This is a genomic window from Xanthomonas sp. CFBP 8152, assembly GCF_014199025.1.
In the GTDB taxonomy this organism is placed as follows: Bacteria; Pseudomonadota; Gammaproteobacteria; order Xanthomonadales; family Xanthomonadaceae; genus Xanthomonas; species Xanthomonas arboricola_B.
This window is the reverse complement of sequence record NZ_JACHNO010000002.1, coordinates 405,950-423,534: the sequence shown is the minus strand read 5'-3', so window position 1 is coordinate 423,534 and position 17,585 is coordinate 405,950. Positions and strand designations below refer to the sequence as shown.

14 protein-coding genes are annotated in these 17,585 nt (G+C 66.7%); 13 read left to right on the top strand and 1 reads right to left on the bottom strand.

Annotated features, from left to right (window positions below; genetic code table 11):
- Window positions 1–43: 43 nt before the first annotated feature.
- The 12 genes from FHT09_RS09535 (at window position 44) to lpxC (ending at window position 15,854) form a co-directional block, all read left to right on the top strand.
- Window positions 44–1,912 (top strand): penicillin-binding protein 2, encoded by a 1,869-nt coding sequence (locus FHT09_RS09535; RefSeq protein ID WP_024939428.1) that lies wholly within the window; start codon window positions 44–46, stop codon window positions 1,910–1,912.
- A gap of 8 nt (window positions 1,913–1,920) precedes the next feature.
- A complete protein-coding gene (locus tag FHT09_RS09530; protein ID WP_181141378.1) occupies window positions 1,921–3,396 on the top strand; it encodes a UDP-N-acetylmuramoyl-L-alanyl-D-glutamate--2,6-diaminopimelate ligase in 1,476 nt (491 codons plus the stop codon).
- Window positions 3,393–4,886 (top strand): UDP-N-acetylmuramoyl-tripeptide--D-alanyl-D-alanine ligase, encoded by a 1,494-nt coding sequence (murF, locus tag FHT09_RS09525; RefSeq protein ID WP_104606773.1) that lies wholly within the window; start codon window positions 3,393–3,395, stop codon window positions 4,884–4,886. The genes FHT09_RS09530 and murF overlap by 4 nt, the downstream gene beginning before the upstream one ends.
- Window positions 4,876–5,961, top strand: coding sequence for a phospho-N-acetylmuramoyl-pentapeptide-transferase (gene mraY / locus FHT09_RS09520; RefSeq protein ID WP_104538520.1), 1,086 nt, complete (start codon window positions 4,876–4,878; stop codon window positions 5,959–5,961). Before murF ends, mraY begins: the two co-directional genes overlap by 11 nt.
- On the top strand, window positions 5,961–7,340 hold the full coding sequence (gene ftsW / locus FHT09_RS09515; protein ID WP_104606772.1) for a putative lipid II flippase FtsW: 1,380 nt from the start codon (window positions 5,961–5,963) through the stop codon (window positions 7,338–7,340). The genes mraY and ftsW overlap by 1 nt, the downstream gene beginning before the upstream one ends.
- Complete coding sequence (murG, locus tag FHT09_RS09510) at window positions 7,337–8,617, top strand: undecaprenyldiphospho-muramoylpentapeptide beta-N-acetylglucosaminyltransferase (RefSeq protein WP_104606771.1); 1,281 nt, start codon at window positions 7,337–7,339, stop codon at window positions 8,615–8,617. Before ftsW ends, murG begins: the two co-directional genes overlap by 4 nt.
- Complete coding sequence (gene murC / locus FHT09_RS09505; protein WP_104606770.1) at window positions 8,614–10,047, top strand: UDP-N-acetylmuramate--L-alanine ligase; 1,434 nt, start codon at window positions 8,614–8,616, stop codon at window positions 10,045–10,047. The genes murG and murC overlap by 4 nt, the downstream gene beginning before the upstream one ends.
- Complete coding sequence (locus tag FHT09_RS09500; protein ID WP_104606769.1) at window positions 10,044–11,000, top strand: D-alanine--D-alanine ligase; 957 nt, start codon at window positions 10,044–10,046, stop codon at window positions 10,998–11,000. The genes murC and FHT09_RS09500 overlap by 4 nt, the downstream gene beginning before the upstream one ends.
- 112 nt (window positions 11,001–11,112) lie before the next feature.
- A complete protein-coding gene (locus FHT09_RS09495) occupies window positions 11,113–11,949 on the top strand; it encodes a cell division protein FtsQ/DivIB (RefSeq protein ID WP_104606768.1) in 837 nt (278 codons plus the stop codon).
- A complete protein-coding gene (ftsA, locus tag FHT09_RS09490) occupies window positions 11,946–13,181 on the top strand; it encodes a cell division protein FtsA (RefSeq protein WP_003485272.1) in 1,236 nt (411 codons plus the stop codon). The genes FHT09_RS09495 and ftsA overlap by 4 nt, the downstream gene beginning before the upstream one ends.
- Before the next feature lie 290 nt (window positions 13,182–13,471).
- Window positions 13,472–14,710 (top strand): cell division protein FtsZ, encoded by a 1,239-nt coding sequence (gene ftsZ, locus FHT09_RS09485; protein WP_016902188.1) that lies wholly within the window; start codon window positions 13,472–13,474, stop codon window positions 14,708–14,710.
- A 232-nt stretch (window positions 14,711–14,942) separates the two neighbouring features.
- Window positions 14,943–15,854 carry a UDP-3-O-acyl-N-acetylglucosamine deacetylase gene (gene lpxC / locus FHT09_RS09480; protein WP_104606767.1) on the top strand — a complete coding sequence of 304 codons (912 nt, stop codon included), beginning with the start codon at window positions 14,943–14,945 and terminating at the stop codon, window positions 15,852–15,854.
- Window positions 15,855–16,040: 186 nt separating this feature from the next.
- On the opposite strand, the gene FHT09_RS09475 is transcribed toward lpxC, so the two are convergent.
- Complete coding sequence (locus FHT09_RS09475; RefSeq protein WP_104606766.1) at window positions 16,041–16,487, bottom strand: DUF721 domain-containing protein; 447 nt, start codon at window positions 16,485–16,487, stop codon at window positions 16,041–16,043.
- Here FHT09_RS09475 and FHT09_RS09470 point away from each other — a divergent pair, their 5' ends adjacent.
- Window positions 16,488–17,432, top strand: coding sequence for a M23 family metallopeptidase (locus FHT09_RS09470; protein ID WP_104606765.1), 945 nt, complete (start codon window positions 16,488–16,490; stop codon window positions 17,430–17,432).
- Window positions 17,433–17,585 lie beyond the last annotated feature (153 nt).

Here is a 17,585-nt window from a genome sequence, read left to right as displayed (position 1 = left end):
CACGGCGAAGCCGCCCGCAGGGTGGCGCACACGGAGGTGCGCCATGAAAGCCGGCCGCAACCGCGCGCGCAGCAACTTCAATCTGCGTGGCCGCCTGACACTGGTCGGCATCGCGCTGGGCCTGTGCTCGGTGACGCTGATCGGCCGGGCGGCGTTCGTGCAGCTGGTCAACCGCGATTTCTACCAACGCCAGGGCGAAGCGCGCTATCTGCGTGAGCTGCCGATCGCCACCTCGCGCGGCATGATCACCGACCGCAACGGCGAGCCGCTGGCCGTTTCCACGCCGGTGGAATCGATCTGGGTCAATCCGCAGGAACTGTTGCGCAACCCGGACCGCATTCCCGAGCTGGCCAAGGCGCTCGGCCAGCCGCTGGACGAGTTGAACGCCAAGCTGGCGCAGAAGGCCGGCAAGGAATTCATGTACCTGCAGCGCCGGATCAATCCGGACAAGGCACATGCGATTGTCGATCTGAAGATTCCCGGTGTGTTTTCGCAGCGCGAGTTCCGCCGCTTCTATCCGCAAGGCGAGGCGATGGCCCACGTGCTGGGCTTCACCAATATCGATGACCGCGGCCAGGAAGGCTTGGAGCTGGCCTTCGACGAATGGCTGCGCGGCAAGCCGGGCTCCAAGAAGGTGGTGCGCGATGCGCGCGGCGCGATCGTGGAGAGCGTGGATCTGGTACGTCCGGCGCAGCCGGGCAAGGACCTGACGCTGAGCATCGACCGCCGCATCCAGTTCCTGGCCTACAAGGAGCTGCGCAACGCGCTGGTCGAAAACAATGCGGCCGGCGGGTCGATGGTGGTGATGGATGTGGCCACCGGCGAAGTGCTGGCGATGGTCAACCTGCCCACCTACAACCCCAACGCGGTCACCGGCATCAACCCGTCGGCACGCCGCAACCGTGCGGTCACCGATCTGGTCGAGCCGGGCTCGACGATGAAGCCGCTGACCGTGGCCACCGCGCTGACTGCCGGTGTGGTGACCAAGGACACGGTCATCGACACCAACCCCGGCTACATGTCGGTGGGGCGTTTCACCATCCGCGATGTGCCGCGCAACAACGGCGTGCTCAACGTCACCGGCGTGATCACCCGCAGCTCCAACATCGGCGCGGCCAAGATCGCCGCCAAGGTGCCGGACCAGACCTTCTATCAGTCGATCCGCAACTTCGGCTACGGCGCTGCCCCGCACAGCGGTTTTCCCGGCGAATCGGCCGGCGTGGTGCTGCAGCCGGCGCGCTGGAGCGGCCCCTCCAAGACCACCATGTCCTACGGCTACGGCCTGTCGGTGACGCCGCTGCAGATCGCGCAGGCGTACGCCACGCTGGGCAACGGCGGCAAGCTGACCCCGCCGACCTTCGTGCGCGGCCAGCACAACGAAACCCGCCAGGTGGTGACTCCGGAAGTGGCTCGCCAGGTCATCGACATGATGGAAACCGTGGTCACCCAGGGCGGCGCCAAGGGCGCGGCGATCCTGGGCTATCACGTGGCCGGCAAGACCGGTACCGCGCGCAAGAACGGCGCCAACGGGTACGAGCGCGGGCATTACAACGCGCTGTTCGCCGGCCTGGTGCCGGCCACGCGTCCGCGCTTTGCCACCGTCATCGTGATCAACGATCCGCAGGGCAAGGTGTATTACGGCGGCCTGGTGTCGGCGCCGGTGTTCCACAGGGTGATGGAAGGCGCGCTGCGGCTGATGGACGTGCCGCCGGACGACATCCAGTCGTGGCTGGCCGCGCAGGCCGCCGGCAAGACCGGGCAGCCGGTCGTCAAGCCGCAGCCCGCCGATCTGGATCCGGCGTTGGTGCCGGACCCGGTGGATGAAGTGTCTGCGGGTATTCCCACCGCACTCGCACCGGCTGCACTGCCCGCACCCGCCCAGCCTGCACCGCTGCAGGAGAGCCGCCAGTGAGCCGCAGCATGCCGCTGTCGCAGTTGTTGCCGGACGTGCCGCTTGCGCACGAGGTGCAGGTGTCGGGCCTGGTGATGGACAGCCGTGCGGTGCGTGCGGGCGATGCCTTCGTGGCGATCGCCGGGTTTGGTGCGCATGGCCTGGGCTTTGTCGACCAGGCGCGCGCCAATGGCGCGGCGGCGGTGTTGTTCGAACCGCCGGCGCCGGCCGACCTACCGGCACCGGCCGATGCGATCGCGGTGCCGGGCCTGCGTGCGCGCCTGGGCGCGATGGCCGATCAGTTCCATGGCCAGCCCTCGCGGGCGATGCGCATGGTCGGCGTCACCGGCACCAACGGCAAGACCTCCACCGTGCAATTGCTGGCGCAGGCCCTGACGCTGCTCGGCACCCCTGCCGGCACGCTCGGCACCCTGGGTGTCGGCCTGTACGGCAGCGCCGTGCCGACCGGTTTCACCACGCCGCTGGTGCTGCAAACGCATGCCTTGCTGGCGCAGTTGCGCGACGCGGGCGCGCAGGCGGTGGCGATGGAAGTCAGCTCGCATGCGCTGGACCAGGGCCGCGTGGATGCGGTGCATTTCGACGTGGCGGTGTTCACCAATCTCACCCGCGACCATCTCGATTACCACGGCGACATGGCGCAGTACGGCGCGGCCAAGGCCAGGCTGTTCACGCGCGCCGGATTGAAGGCCGCGGTGGTGAACCTGGACGATGACTTCGGCCGCACGCTGCTGGCCTCGCTCGACCCCGCGCTGCGCGCGATCGGCGTGAGCTCGCGCGCGCAGGCCCAGGCAAGCGTGCGTGCGCAGGCACTGCAGCTGGATCACAACGGCATCAATTTCGCGCTGCATCTCGACGGCCAGGTGCATCCGGTGCACTCGCCGCTGCTGGGCCGCTTCAACGTGGACAACCTGCTGGCCGTGGCCGGTGCGTTGTCTGCGCTGGAGATCGCGCCGGCGCAGATCGCCGAAGTGCTCGGTCGGCTGCAGCCGATCCACGGCCGCATGAATCGCCTGGGTGGCGCGCATGGCGCACCGCTGGTGGTCGTCGACTACGCACACACGCCCGACGCGCTGGAACAGGCATTGGCCAGCCTGCGCTCGCATGCACAGGACCGGCTGATCTGCGTGTTCGGCTGCGGCGGCGAGCGCGATACCGGCAAGCGCCCGCAGATGGCGGCCATTGCCGAGGTCAATGCCGACGTGGCGATCGTCACCGACGACAATCCGCGTGGCGAAGATGGCGATGTGATCGTGGCCGATATCCTGCGCGGCTTCGCGCGCCCGGATGCGGCCATCGTGCAGCGCGACCGCGCCGCGGCGATCCATCAGGCCATCAGCATGGCCAGCCCCTCCGACATCGTGCTGATCGCCGGCAAGGGCCACGAGCCGTACCAGGAAGTCGCCGGCGTGCGGCATGCCTTCGACGACGCTATCGTGGCGGCGCAGGCCCTGTTGCCGCGCACCTTACTGGGAGTGCGCGCATGAAGCTCACTCCGCTGTCGTTGATCGCCCACTGGGCCGGTGGCGAGCTGCATGGCGACGACGCCATGATCGACACCGTCGGCAACGACACCCGCACGCTGGCCAACGGCAGCCTGTACGTGGCGCTGCGCGGCGAGCGTTTCGACGGACACGACTTTGCCGCAGACGCGGTGGCGCACGGCGCCAGCGGTGTGCTGGTGAGCCGCCTGCTGCCGGCGCTGAGCGTGCCGCAGGTGCTGGTGGAGAATACCGAACTGGCGCTGGCGCGTATCGCCGCCGGCATGCAGCGCGACCGCGCCACGCGGGTGATCGCCTTGACCGGCTCCAACGGCAAGACCAGCGTCAAGGCGCTGCTGCTGGCCATCCTGACCGAGGCCGGGCGTGTCGACGGCACCACCGTGTACGCCACGCCGGGCAACCGCAACAACGAGATCGGCCTGCCGCTGGCGGTGATTGCTGCGCCGGACGATGCGGACCTGGCGATCTACGAAATGGGCGCCGGCAAGCCGGGCGATATCGCCTATCTCACCGAGATCGCGCAGCCGCACGTGGCCCTGGTCAACAACATTGCGCCTGCCCATCTGGAACGCCTGGGCAGCCTGCTCGGCGTCGCCCGCACCAAGGGCGCCATCTACGCCGCATTGCCGGCCGATGGCGTGGCGGTGATCAATGCCGACGATGCCTTCGGTGCCTGGTTCGAGCAGCAGCTGCATGCGCAGCCGGTGCAGGGCCGCCGCGTGTTGCGCTACGGCCTGCAGGCCAGTGCCGACATCACCGCGCAAGGCTTGCGGCTGCAGGCCAGTGGTGTGCAATTCACCCTGGTGACCCCGCACGGCCAGGCGCAGATCGCGCTGCCGTTGCCGGGCCGCCACAACGTGCTCAATGCGCTGGCGGCGGCCGGCCTGGCCTTGGGTGCGGGCATCGCTTTACCGATCATCGCCGCCGGTCTGGCGCAGGTGCGCCCGGTGGCCGGTCGTCAGATCACCCACGCCCTGCCTGGCGGCGCGGTGCTGATCGACGACAGCTACAACGCCAACCCCGGCTCGCTGGATGCCGCCATCGACACCCTGGCTGCTGCGCCTGGCGAAGGCTGGCTGGTGCTCGGCGACATGCGCGAACTCGGCCCGGAAGGCGCGGCCCTGCATGCCGCCGCCGGACGTCGCGCGCGCGCGGCCAAGCTGCAGCGCCTGTATGCGCTGGGCGAGCTCAGTGCTGCCGCCGCGCAGGCGTTCGGCGAGGGCGGCCGCGTGTTCGCCACCCATGCCGCGTTGATCGCGGCCTTGCAGGCGGATCTGGCACAGCTCGCCGTTTCGTCGACCCAAACGCAGGAATCTTCTTCGATGTACGAACACACCGGTGCGGCGGCGCCCACTGCCGCCCCCACGGCGCAAACCCCGCCCACGCTGCTGGTGAAAGGCTCCCGTGGCAGCGCCATGGACCGCATCGTCGCCGCGCTGCTCGCCCCGGCGGAGGACGCATCCCATGCTGCTTGAGCTGGCGCGTTGGCTGCAGCAACTGGAGAGCCTGTTCGGGCTGTTCAACTATCTGACCTTCCGCGGCATCCTGGCCGCGCTGACCGCGCTGTTCCTGTCGTTGTGGATGGGCCCGGCGGTGATCCGCAAGCTGGCCCAGTTCAAGGGCGGCCAGCCGATCCGCCAGGACGGCCCGCAGACGCATTTCTCCAAGGCCGGCACCCCGACCATGGGCGGTTCGCTGATCCTGCTGACGGTGACCTTGTCGGTGCTGCTGTGGGGCGATTTGCGCAACCGTTACGTGTGGTTGGTGCTGGCGGTGATGATCTGTTTCGGCGCGATCGGCTGGTACGACGACTGGATCAAGATCGTGCGCCGCGATCCCAATGGCCTGAAGTCGCGCTGGAAGTATCTGCTGCAGTCGATCTTCGGCCTGGCCGCAGGCCTGTTCCTGTACTACACCGCCGACGTGCCGGCCGCGATCACCTTCTACATCCCGATGTTCAAGTCGATCGCGCTGCCGCTGGCCGGCGTGAGCTTCGTGGTGATCGCCTATTTCTGGATCGTCGGCTTCTCCAATGCGGTGAACCTGACCGACGGCCTGGATGGTCTGGCGATCATGCCGACCGTGCTGGTGGCCTGTGCGCTGGGCGTGTTCGCCTACGCCTCGGGCAACGTGGTGTTTGCCGAATACCTGAAGATCCCGCTGATTCCCGGGGCCGGCGAGCTGATCATCATCTGCTCGGCGATCGCCGGCGCAGGCCTGGGCTTTCTGTGGTTCAACACCTATCCGGCCATGGTGTTCATGGGCGATATCGGCGCGCTGTCGCTGGGCGCGGTGCTCGGCACCATCGCGGTGATCGTGCGCCAGGAGCTGGTGCTGGTGATCATGGGAGGGGTGTTCGTGATCGAAACGCTGTCGGTGATGATCCAGGTCGCCAGCTTCAAACTGACCGGCAAGCGCGTGTTCCGCATGGCGCCGATCCATCACCACTTCGAACTCAAGGGCTGGCCGGAGCCGCGCGTGATCGTGCGCTTCTGGATCATTTCGGTGGTGCTGGTGCTGATCGGCCTTGCCACGTTGAAGGTGCGCTGATGAACGACATGTCCCGCCAGGCCACGCGACTGGATGCCATCGGCGGCCGCTACGACCCGTGGCTGCTCGGGGCCGCGGCCACGCTCGCCTCGCTGGGCGTGGTGATGGTGGCGTCCAGCTCGATCGAGTTGTCCGACAACCCGTTCTATTACCTGACCCGCCATCTGCTGTTCCTGGGCATCGGCGTGGGCCTGGCATTCTGGGCGATGCGCACCGAGCTCAAGACCATCGAGCAGTACAACCAGGTGTTGCTGCTGGCCTGCTTCGGCCTGCTGATGGTGGTGTTCGTGCCCGGCCTGGGCAGCAGCGTCAATGGCGCCAAGCGCTGGATCAATCTGGGCGTGTCGAAATTCCAGACCGTCGAAGCGGTCAAGGTGCTCTACATCGTGTGGCTGTCCAGCTATCTGGTGCGCTTTCGCGACGAGGTCAACGCGACCTGGCCGGCGATGCTCAAGCCGCTGGGCGTAGCGATCGCGTTGGTCGGCCTGCTGCTGATGCAGCCGGACTTCGGCTCGTCCACGCTGCTGCTGGCGATCACCGCCGGCATGCTGGTGCTGGGCGGGGTGAACCTGCCGCGCATGTCGATGCCGATCGTGTTCGGCCTGCCGGTGTTCGCCTTCATCGCGATCCTTGAGCCGTACCGGCTGCGTCGCATCACCTCGTTCCTGGACCCGTGGGCCGACCAGCTCGGCTCCGGCTATCAGCTGTCCAACGCCTTGATGGCAGTCGGCCGTGGCCAGTGGACCGGCGTGGGCCTGGGCGCCTCGGTGCAGAAGCTCAACTACCTGCCCGAAGCGCATACCGACTTCATCTTCTCGGTCATTGCCGAGGAGCTCGGCTTTGTCGGCGTGTGCGGGGTGATCTCGCTGTACGCACTGCTGGTCGGCCGCGCGTTCTGGCTGGGCATGCGCTGCGTGGAAATGAAGCGTCACTTCTCCGGCTACATCGCCTTCGGCATCGGCTTGTGGATCAGCCTGCAGAGCTTCGTCTCGGTGGGCGTAAACCTGGGCATCCTGCCGACCAAGGGCCTGACCCTGCCGCTGATCTCCTCCGGCGGTTCGTCGGTGCTGATGACCTGCGTGGCGATGGGCCTGCTGCTGCGCGTGTCCTACGAAATGGATCGTGCCGAGCGCCTGCGCAGCAAGTTGTCGCCGCAGGGTGCGGGCGCGCCGTCGGCCGAGCCGGTCGAACCGGTGGTCGAGTCGGCCGCGCCGGCCTATGCGCCCGCGCGCAAACCGCAGCGCGAGCCAGTTGCCGCAGCATCCGCCCCGGCACCGGTCGCTGCAGCCTCGGCGACGTCTGCGCATGCGTCCGAGTTCCTGCGCGGCACCAGCCGCATGCAGCCGCGCGTGGAACCGACCTTCGGAAGGATCGCATGAGCACTCGTGCGAATCCCTCGCAAAAGCCCGCACATGCATGTGCGGGAATTGGACCGGTGATGATTCTTGCTGGCGGTACCGGCGGGCACATCTTCCCGGGTCTGGCCGTGGCCAAGGTGCTGCGCGCGCGTGGCGTGCCGGTGACCTGGCTGGGCGCCGACGGGGCGATGGAAACCCGGCTGGTGCCGCAGCACGACATTCCACTGGACACGCTGTCCATCAGCGGTCTGCGCGGCAAGGGCCTGGTGAAATTGCTGGGCGCGCCGGTGCGGGTGATGCGCGCAGTGCGCGCCGCCGGCTTCGTGCTGCGCCAGCGCCAGCCGCGTGCGGTGATCAGTTTCGGCGGCTTTGCGGCAGGCCCGGGTGGCCTGGCTGCGCGGCTGCTCGGCGTGCCGTTGCTGGTGCACGAACAGAATCGCGCACCCGGCATGACCAACAAGGTGTTGTCGCGTTTTGCGCGCCGTGTATTGACCGGTTTCCCGGGCAGCTTCGCCGGCGAAGAGGCGGTGGGCAATCCGGTACGTGCGGAAATCGCAGCGCTTCCCGCACCGGCCACGCGTCTTGTCGGCCGTGGCAGTGTCGTACGTGTGCTGGTGCTCGGTGGCAGCCAGGGCGCACGTGCATTGAACCAGGCCGTACCGGCGGCACTGGCGGCGCTCGGCCACCCGGATGTCGATGTGCGCCACCAGTGCGGTGAAAAGCTACGTGACGAAGCCGAGGCCGCGTACGCGCAGGCGAGCGTCAACGCCAGCGTCGAACCGTTCATCGCCGACATGGCCGCCGCCTACGCCTGGGCCGATCTGGTCGTATGCCGCGCCGGTGCCTCCACGCTGGCCGAACTATGCGCCGCCGGCATCGGCAGCGTGCTGGTGCCCTTCGCCGCAGCAGTGGACGACCACCAGACCCGCAATGCCGAATACCTGGTCGGCGCCGACGCCGCCGTGCTGCTCAAGCAGGACGACACCCTGGCCGTGCGGCTGCAGCAGGTCTTGCAGGGCCTGCTCGCCGATCCCGCCCGCCGCCTGTCGATGGCGCAAGCCGCGCGCACCTTGGCCAAGCCGGACGCCGCCGAACGCATCGCCGACATCATTCTGCAGGAAGCCGGGAGTGGTAAATCGGGAATGGGGAATGGGCAGAGCTCAGAACAATTGCAGGAACACACATTGATGCACGCAGACAAGCGCACCGACCAAGTATCCGTCGCTGCTGGCGCTCCGCTCCACACGATTCCCGAGTCCCGATTCCCGACTCGCACCTCCACCGGAGGTGCCGCATGATCCGCCGTCTGCAGGACAGCGGCGATCTGGTGCGGGCGTTTCCGCGCGTGCATTTCGTCGGTATCGGCGGCACCGGCATGAGCGGCATTGCCGAGGTGATGCTGACGCTGGGCTACGAAGTCTCCGGCTCGGACAACTCCGATAACGTGGCGACACGTCGGCTGGCCAAGCTGGGTGCGCGAGTGATGCGCGGGCATTCGGCGGCCAACGTGCTCGGCACCGATTGCGTGGTGGTCTCCAGCGCGATCCGCGAAGACAACCCCGAGCTGATGGAAGCGCGCAGCCAGCGTATTCCGATCATGCCGCGTGCGGCGATGCTGGCCGAGCTGATGCGTTTCCGTCGCGGCATTGCGGTGGCCGGCACGCATGGCAAGACCACCACCACCAGCCTGGCGGCAGCGGTGCTGAGCGAGGGCGGGCTGGATCCGACCTTCGTCATCGGCGGGCAATTGCTGGCTGCCGGTGCCAACGCCAAGCTCGGCGGCGGCCAGTGGCTGGTGGCCGAGGCCGACGAGAGCGATGGCAGCTTCCTGCGTCTGAATCCGCTGATGGCGGTGATCACCAACATCGATTCGGATCACCTGGAAAACTACGGCAACGATTTTTCGCGCATCCAGGCGGCATTCGCCGAGTTCCTGCAGCGCCTGCCGTTCTATGGTCTGGCGTTGCTGTGCATCGACGATCCGGAAGTGGCTGCGCTGGCCGGCAAGACGCCGCGCCACGTGATGAGCTACGGCATGAGCGAAAACGCCGACGTGCGCGCCGAGGACGTGGTGCAGGACGGCCCGCGCATGCGCTTCACGCTGCGTCTGCCCGAAGGCACCACCACGCCGGTGACGCTGGCCTTGCCGGGCCGCCACAACGTGCTCAACGCACTGGCGGCCGCCGCGATCGGCTGGCAGCTGGGCGTTGCGCCGGAAACCATCGCGCGTGCGCTGGAAAACTTCGCCGGCATCGGCCGCCGCTTCAACGACCTGGGCGAAGTCACCACCAGCACCGGTGCGCGGGTACGCGTGGTCGACGATTACGGCCACCATCCGCGCGAGCTGGAAGCGGTGTTCGCCGCCGCCCGTGGCGGCTGGCCGGACAAGCGCCTGGTGGTGGCGTTCCAGCCGCATCGCTACAGCCGTACCCGGGATCAGTTCGACGCCTTTGCCGCGGTGCTGAGCACCGTCGATGCGCTGGTGCTGAGCGAGGTGTATCCGGCCGGCGAAGCGCCGATTCCGGGCGCCGATGCGCGTGCACTGGCGCGTGCGATCCGTGCGCGCGGGCGCAGCGAACCGGTCGTGGTCGGCCAGATCTCCGGCCTGGCCGAAGTGCTGCCGGACGTGCTGCAGGATGGCGACCTGCTGCTGATGATGGGCGCCGGCGATATCGGCTATGTCGCGCAGCACATCATCAACAACGGTTTCACCGGAGCGAGCGCATGAGCGCGGTGATTCCCAACGCACGTACCAGTGATCCGGCCGCGTTCGGCCGCGTCGCCGTGCTGCTCGGCGGTACCTCGTCCGAGCGCGAAGTGTCGTTGAACTCCGGCAGCAACGTGCTCGATGCACTGCGCGCGCGCGGTGTCGACGCGCAGCCGGTCGACGGCATTCCGGCCCTGGCGCAGGCGCTGGTCGAAAAACGCTTCGATCGCGTCTTCAACGTGCTGCACGGCCATAACGGCGGCGGCGAAGACGGCATCGTGCAAGGCCTGATGGAAGCCTTCAAGGTGCCGTATACCGGCTCCAACGTGCTGGGTTCGGCGTTGAGCATGGACAAGATCCGCACCAAGCAGGTGTGGCTGTCACTGGGCCTGTCCACGCCGCGCTATGCGCGCCTGGCCGCCGGTGCCAGCGCCGACGACATCCATGCCGCCGCGCGGCAGATCGGCTTGCCGGTGATCGTCAAGCCGGCCAACGAAGGCTCCAGCGTCGGCATCAGCCGCGTGTTTGACCAGGCCCAGCTCGAACAAGCCGTGGTGCTGGCGGCGCGCTACGACGGTGCGCTGCTGATGGAGCAACTGATCGAAGGCGACGAACTCACCGTGGCCGTGCTCGGCGAGGTCGCGCTGCCGTCGATCCGCATCGTGCCCAAGGGCCAGTGGTACGACTACAACGCCAAGTACCTGGCCGACGACACCCAGTACCTGTGCCCGGGCCTGGACGGCGATGCCGAGACGCAACTGCGCCAGCTCGCCCTCGACGCTTTCCGCGCCGCCGGCGCCCGCGGCTGGGGCCGCGTCGACGTGATGCGCGATCACGCCAGCGGCCAGCTGTATCTGCTCGAAGTCAACACCGCCCCCGGCATGACCAGCCACTCGCTGGTGCCCAAGGCCGCACGCCAGCTCGGCATCGATTTCGAAGAACTGGTCTGGCGCGTGCTGGAGCAGACGCTATGACGCCGGGAATGGGGATTCGGGAATCGGGAATCGCAAAAGCGACAGCAGGCAGTGCGCCGCTGTTGACGATTCCCTATTCCCGATTCCCCATTCCCGCGCGCGGAGCGCGCGCATGAACGCCACCCTGCGCATCCTGGCGTGGTTGCTCGCGGTGGCGCTGGTCGCGTTGCCGGTGGTGGCCGTGCTCAATGGCTGGGTCGGTGCCGAGCGTTGGCCGTTGGCGCGCTTGCGGGTGTCGGGCGACTTCAAGCGGGTGCCGGCCGAAGAGTTGCGTGCGGTGGTACTGCCGTATGCGCGCTCGGGCTTTTTCGCGGTGAAGTTGCAGAACGCGCAGGACGCCATCGCGCGCTTGCCGTGGGTGGAAAGTGCGCAGGTGCGCAAGCGCTGGCCGGACGTGCTGGAAGTGCACGTCACCGAGCACAAGCCGTTCGCGCGCTGGGGCACCGACCGCATGTTGTCCGAACAGGGCCGGTTGTTCCGCACCCCGCCGTTGTTGAAGGATTTCAAGTTGCCGCAACTCGGCGGCCCGGACAGCAAGACCCAGGACGTGGTGGCGCTCTACAACGAATCGCGCGCTCTGTTCGCGCCGACCGGGCTGGATGTGGAGCGTCTGGAAATGGACGCGCGTGGCAGCTGGTCGCTGGGCCTGAGCAACGGCGTGCAGATCGTGATCGGCCGCGACGACGCCCGCGCCCGCCTGCAACGCTTCGCCCGCGTGCTGCCGCAACTGGCCGACCCGCAACGCCCGATCGCCCGCGCCGACCTGCGCTACACCAATGGCTTTACGGTCGAACGGCGAATGGAGAATGGGGAATCGGGAATGGATAAAAAATCCAAGCCGACGCCGCCCGCTGCGCCTCACACACTTGTCCTCAATTCTCCTCGCATTCGTGCACCGCTGTTGACCATTCCCCATTCGCTATTCCCTATTCCCGGCTTTAAGACATGAACCGCAAAGGCGACAAATCCCTCATCGTTGGACTGGACATCGGCACCTCCAAGGTCGTCGCGCTGGTCGGCGAGTACTCGCCCGGCAATCCGATCGAAGTGATCGGCATCGGTTCGCATGAATCGCGCGGTCTCAAGCGCGGCGTGGTGGTGGACATCGAATCCACCGTGCAGTCGATCCAGCGCGCGGTGGAAGAGGCCGAGTTGATGGCCGGCTGCGAGATCCGCTCGGTGTACGCGTCGATTTCCGGCAACCACGTGCAGTGCAAGAACTCGCCCGGCATCGTGCCGATCCGCGACGGCGAAGTGACCTGGAGCGATCTGGAGCGCGTGCTGGATGCGGCCAAGGCCGTGGCCATTCCCGCCGACCAGCGCATCCTGCATGCGATCCCGCGCGAGTACGTGCTGGACGACTCGCAGGAAGGCATCCGCAATCCGGTCGGCATGACCGGCGTGCGCCTGGAGGTGCATGCGCATCTGGTGGTGTGCGCGCAGTCGGCGGCGGCCAACATCACCAAGTGCGTACAGAAGTGCGGCCTGCAGGTGGACGATCTGGTGCTGTCGTCGCTGGCTTCCAGCGTGGCGGTGTTGACCGCCGACGAGCGCGAACTGGGCGTGGTGCTGGTGGATATCGGCGCCGGCACCACCGACCTTGCGGTCTACGTGCAGGGCGCGATCTGCCACACCGCCTCGCTGCCGATCGCCGGCGACCACGTCACCAACGACATCGCGCACATGTTGCGCACGCCGACCCCGGAAGCCGAGCAGATCAAGGTGCGCTACGCCTGTGCGCTGGCGCAGCTGGCCACCGCCGAAGAAAGCATCCAGGTGCCGTCGGTCGGCGATCGCCCGCCGCGTCGCATGCCGCGGCATGCGCTTGCGCAGGCAGTGCAGGGCCGTTACGAGGAAATCTTCGAAATGGTGCAGGCCGAACTGCGCCGCTCCGGTTTCGAGGAAATGGTGCGCGCCGGCATGGTGCTCACCGGTGGCGCGTCGAAGATGGAAGGCGTGGTCGAACTGGCCGAAGAAATGTTGCAGATGCCGGTGCGCGTGGGCATTCCCCAGCACGTCACCGGTCTGGGCGAAGTCGTCGGCAACCCGGTGCACGCCTCCGGCGTGGGCCTGCTGCTGATGGGCAGCCAGATCGAACACCCGCGCCGCCCGTCGATCCCGACCGGACGCGCCGGGAGCTTGTTCAAGAAATTGAAGAATTGGTATCGCGGCGAGTTCTGACGAATCGGGAATCGGGATTCGAGAATTGGTTGAAGCAAAGGCGAAGCGGTTGCGGCAGGTTTGAGTGGAGAGCGGTGAGAGCGGGCAGGGCGTAATTTTTTGTGTTTCCGCCGAGGAAAGTGGTAGTTGGCGTGGAGGTGATTCGCTGTTGCGATTCCCCATTCCCGACTCCCCATTCCCGGCATTCAAACAACAACATTCGCCGACATGCGGGTGTTGGGCTGGCGAACGGAGCGATCCGATTCCCCATTCCCGATTCCCCATTCACGGCATCCAAAGAGGACACTGACATGGCACATTTTGAACTGATCGAAAAGATGGCTCCCAACGCGGTAATCAAGGTCGTTGGCGTGGGCGGTGGCGGCGGCAACGCGGTTGCGCACATGGTCAACACCAATGTCGATGGCGTGGAATTCATCACCGCCAACACCGACTCGCAGGCGATCAAGAACTGCGGCGCCAAGCTGCAGCTGCAGCTCGGCACCAACGTCACCAAGGGCCTGGGCGCGGGCGCCAATCCGGAAGTCGGCCGTCAGGCCGCGCTGGAAGACCGCGAGCGCATCATGGACGCGCTGCAGGGTGCGGACATGGTGTTCATCACCGCCGGCATGGGCGGCGGCACCGGCACCGGCGCCGCGCCGGTGGTGGCGCAGCTGGCCAAGGAAATGGGCATCCTGACCGTGGCCGTGGTCACCAAGCCGTTCCCGTTCGAAGGCCGTCGCCGCATGCAGGTTGCGCTGAAGGGCATTGAGGAACTGAGCCAGCATTGCGACTCGCTGATCACCATCCCCAATGAAAAGCTGATCACCGTGCTCGGCCGCAACGCCACCATGATCCAGGCGTTCCGCGCTGCCAACGACGTGCTGCAGGGCGCCGTGCAGGGCATCGCCGATCTGATCGTGCGTCCGGGTCTGATCAACGTCGACTTCGCCGACGTGCGCACCGTGATGTCGGAAATGGGCCTGGCGATGATGGGCACCGGTTCGGCACGCGGCGACGATCGCGCGCAGGCCGCTGCCGAAGCCGCCATCCAGAACCCGCTGCTGGACGACGTCAACCTGGCCGGTGCTAACGGCATCCTGGTCAACATCACCGCCGGCCCGGACTTCACCATGTCCGAGTTCGACGAGATCGGCCGCACCATCGAGGCGTTCGCCTCGGAAGATGCGACCGTGGTGGTCGGCACCGTGCTCGACCCGGACATGCAGGACGAAGTGCGCGTCACCGTGGTGGCCACTGGTCTGAACCGTGCGGTTGCCCGTCAGACCCAGCGCCCGGACCAGCGTGCGCCGATCAAGCTGGTGCGCAATGCCACCACCGGCCAGCCGGAGTTCGGCGATTTCGACACCAGCGGCGGCGATGCGGTGTCCAAGGCCGTCGGCGGCAGCATGGGCCTGGGCCTGCGTCGTCCGAGCAGCGACTCGGTCGGCAGCGGCAGCAACAACGGCGGCGGTTCGGCTGCGCCGGCCGCAGACCTGCCCAACGATTACCTGGATATCCCGGCGTTCCTGCGCCGACAGGCCGACTGAGGATCGTCGGCTGCGTCGCTACGGCGACGCGGTCCGTCCCGCCCCCGGGTTCGCCCCGGGGGTGCAGTGCCATGTCCTTTCTGCCGGATCGGCCACGGTCCGGCAGCTTTTGCAGTTGCGTAACCTGGGAATTACAGTTCCCGTCACGCGCGACTTGTTAAAATTCGGATAATCTCAACGGATTAGACAGCCGGTTCAGCGTCTGTCTGCATTGTTCATCCAGACTTCGCATATGACCCAGCAACGCACACTCAAGAACACCATTCGCGCCACCGGCGTCGGCCTGCATACCGGCGACAAGGTGTACATGACGCTACGGCCGGCTCCGGTCGATCATGGCGTGGTGTTCCGGCGTGTGGACCTGGAGCCGATCGTCGAAGTCCCCGCCGATGCCGAGCTGGTCACCGAGACCACGCTGTGCACCGGTCTGACCTGCAATGGCGCCAAGATCCAGACCGTCGAGCACCTGATGTCGGCACTGGCCGGCCTGGGTGTGGACAATGTCATTGTCGAACTGTCCTCGGCCGAGCTGCCGATCATGGACGGGTCGTCCGGCCCGTTCGTGTTCCTGCTGCAGTCGGCAGGCATCGTCGAGCAGAACAAGGCCAAGCGCTTCATCCGCATCAAGCAGACGGTGGAAGTGCGCGAGGGCGACAAGGTCGCGCGCTTCGAGCCGTACGACGGCTACAAGCTCGGCTTCACCATCGAATTCAATCACCCGATGATCCCGGCCAAGCAGTCGCGCCAGGAAATCGAGTTCTCCACCTCGGCCTACGTCAAGGAAATCTCGCGCGCCCGGACCTTCGGTTTCATGCGCGACCTTGAATACATGCGCGAGCGCAATCTGGGCCTGGGCGGTTCGATGGACAACGCCATCGTGCTGGACGAGTTCCGCGTGCTCAACGAGGACGGCCTGCGTTACACCAACGAATTCGTGCGGCACAAGATCCTGGACGCCATCGGCGACCTGTATCTGGCCGGCGGCGCCATTCTGGGCGCCTACGAAGGCTTCAAGTCCGGCCACGCGCTCAACAACAAACTGGTGCGTGCGCTGCTGGCGGATCAGGCCGCCTGGGAATGGGTCAGCTTCCCCGAAGGCACCGTGCAACCGCCGGTCACCTACGCCAGCCCCGTCTACGCCTGATGTCGGTGAATGCCGTAGTTGGCGTTCGAAGTGTGAACTGCGTCGGATTACCGGCCCGTTCTTAACGTTTATTTAAGACTTCTCTAACTCCTGCGTGGCTGAGGCCCGCTAGGATGCGTCGGGTCGTGCGCGGTCTTCGCAATTCTTTCACGCTGCGGCGGCCACTTCGCACCGGCTGCGCGGCGCTCACCGTTTGGTGGGTGGAACGTCCTGCAGGGAGGCCAGCGCATCGCGCAGACCTCTGTGCGTGGCCTCCGAGACGGGGCGCGGACGCTCGCGATTCTGCTGCGTTGGGGAATGCAGCGCGGTGGTGGTGGTCTTGATGGTCACTGCGGTGGCCTTCAGCCCGATGGATCGGGCGGCATCCAGTAATTGGGTCTCGGCAAGCCGCAACCTGGCATGCCAGACAGGTGAATCAACCAGAAAAACGAGCTGTTCGTCTCTGACATTGGCCAGCCGGCAACGGGTGACCAGATGAGGCGGTAACAGGGGGCGCAACTGCCGGTCCAGCGCATCGAGCCACAACGCTCGGCGCAAGGGGTCGCCAGCATTTTCACCCAATGCGGCCTCGATGGCCGGTTGTGGGACGGAAGGGTTGCGTGCGTTGGACTTGGGCTTGGACATGACACTCATATGGCGTTGAAGAAAGTCGTAATCAAATCTCGCGAAACCCGGGCGCAGCGGTTGGCCCGCCAGTTCCAGGGCTTTGCCGCGGATCGACCGATGGTAGTCCTTGGCGCCGTGCTTGGGCTGGGCATGTTGATCGGCATCGGTGCCAGCACCGCCACTGGCATGGTGACCAATTCCGCGTTGCAGGCCAAGGTTGCCCGGCAGCAGGCCGAGCTGGCCCAGGTGCAGCGCGCCTCGCAGGCGCAGGTCAATGCACTGGCCGCACGCATGGGCGAGCTGCAGGCGCAGGCCACCCGTCTCAATGCATTGGGCGAGCGGCTGACCGAAATGGGCAAGCTGAAGGACGGCGAATTCGACTTCGACGCGCCGGTCGGCGTCGGCGGCGGCGATGAGCCGGTCAGCGACATGCCGGTCGAGTCGCTCAAGCAGACGCTAGGGCAAGTCGAACAGCAATTCTCCGCCTCCGGCCAACAACTGAACGTGCTGGCGGCGCTGATGTTCGATCATCAGCTCGAACAGAATTCGGTGCCCTCGCGGATGCCGATCCGCAACACCTACATCACCTCCGGCTTCGGCGGCCGCGCCGACCCGTTCGACGGTGGTTCGGCCTTCCACAAGGGAGTGGACTTCCACGCCAATGTGGGCGACCCGGTGACGTCGGTCGCCGATGGCGTGGTCAGCTATGCCGGCGTGCGCGGCGGCTATGGCAACGTGGTCGAAGTGGATCACGGCAACGGCTATGTGACCCGCTATGCGCACAATTCGCGCCTGGTGGTGAAGGTGGGCGATCTGGTGCGTGCCGGCCAGCAGGTGGCCAGGGCCGGATCCAGCGGCCGCTCGACTGGTGCGCACGTGCATTTCGAAGTGTGGGCGGACGGGCGGGTGGTCAATCCACGCAAGTTTCTGGGCGATACGAATACCCCGGTGGGCCGCCGCGGGCGCGGTTGACGACGGCGCGGGTGGTGCTTGATTCGTGAAGGCCCGCCCCAAGCTACAATAGGGTGTTGCCATCGACAGGGCGCAGTGCGCCCTGTTTCGTTTACGGCGGCCGGGTCTTGGGGACCGGCGTCGGTCAAACCGTTCCTTTTCAACCGGTTTCTT

What these genes read in the sequence shown, in the direction of transcription:
- FHT09_RS09535 (WP_024939428.1), top strand. Translation starts at nt 44, where the DNA reads ATGAAAGCCGGCCGCAACCGCGCGCGCAGCAACTTCAATCTGCGTGGC.
- FHT09_RS09530 (WP_181141378.1), top strand. Translation starts at nt 1,921, where the DNA reads ATGCCGCTGTCGCAGTTGTTGCCGGACGTGCCGCTTGCGCACGAGGTG.
- murF (WP_104606773.1), top strand. Translation starts at nt 3,393, where the DNA reads ATGAAGCTCACTCCGCTGTCGTTGATCGCCCACTGGGCCGGTGGCGAG.
- mraY (WP_104538520.1), top strand. Translation starts at nt 4,876, where the DNA reads ATGCTGCTTGAGCTGGCGCGTTGGCTGCAGCAACTGGAGAGCCTGTTC.
- ftsW (WP_104606772.1), top strand. Translation starts at nt 5,961, where the DNA reads ATGAACGACATGTCCCGCCAGGCCACGCGACTGGATGCCATCGGCGGC.
- murG (WP_104606771.1), top strand. Translation starts at nt 7,337, where the DNA reads ATGAGCACTCGTGCGAATCCCTCGCAAAAGCCCGCACATGCATGTGCG.
- murC (WP_104606770.1), top strand. Translation starts at nt 8,614, where the DNA reads ATGATCCGCCGTCTGCAGGACAGCGGCGATCTGGTGCGGGCGTTTCCG.
- FHT09_RS09500 (WP_104606769.1), top strand. Translation starts at nt 10,044, where the DNA reads ATGAGCGCGGTGATTCCCAACGCACGTACCAGTGATCCGGCCGCGTTC.
- FHT09_RS09495 (WP_104606768.1), top strand. Translation starts at nt 11,113, where the DNA reads ATGAACGCCACCCTGCGCATCCTGGCGTGGTTGCTCGCGGTGGCGCTG.
- ftsA (WP_003485272.1), top strand. Translation starts at nt 11,946, where the DNA reads ATGAACCGCAAAGGCGACAAATCCCTCATCGTTGGACTGGACATCGGC.
- ftsZ (WP_016902188.1), top strand. Translation starts at nt 13,472, where the DNA reads ATGGCACATTTTGAACTGATCGAAAAGATGGCTCCCAACGCGGTAATC.
- lpxC (WP_104606767.1), top strand. Translation starts at nt 14,943, where the DNA reads ATGACCCAGCAACGCACACTCAAGAACACCATTCGCGCCACCGGCGTC.
- FHT09_RS09475 (WP_104606766.1), bottom strand. Translation starts at nt 16,487, where the DNA reads ATGAGTGTCATGTCCAAGCCCAAGTCCAACGCACGCAACCCTTCCGTC.
- FHT09_RS09470 (WP_104606765.1), top strand. Translation starts at nt 16,488, where the DNA reads ATGGCGTTGAAGAAAGTCGTAATCAAATCTCGCGAAACCCGGGCGCAG.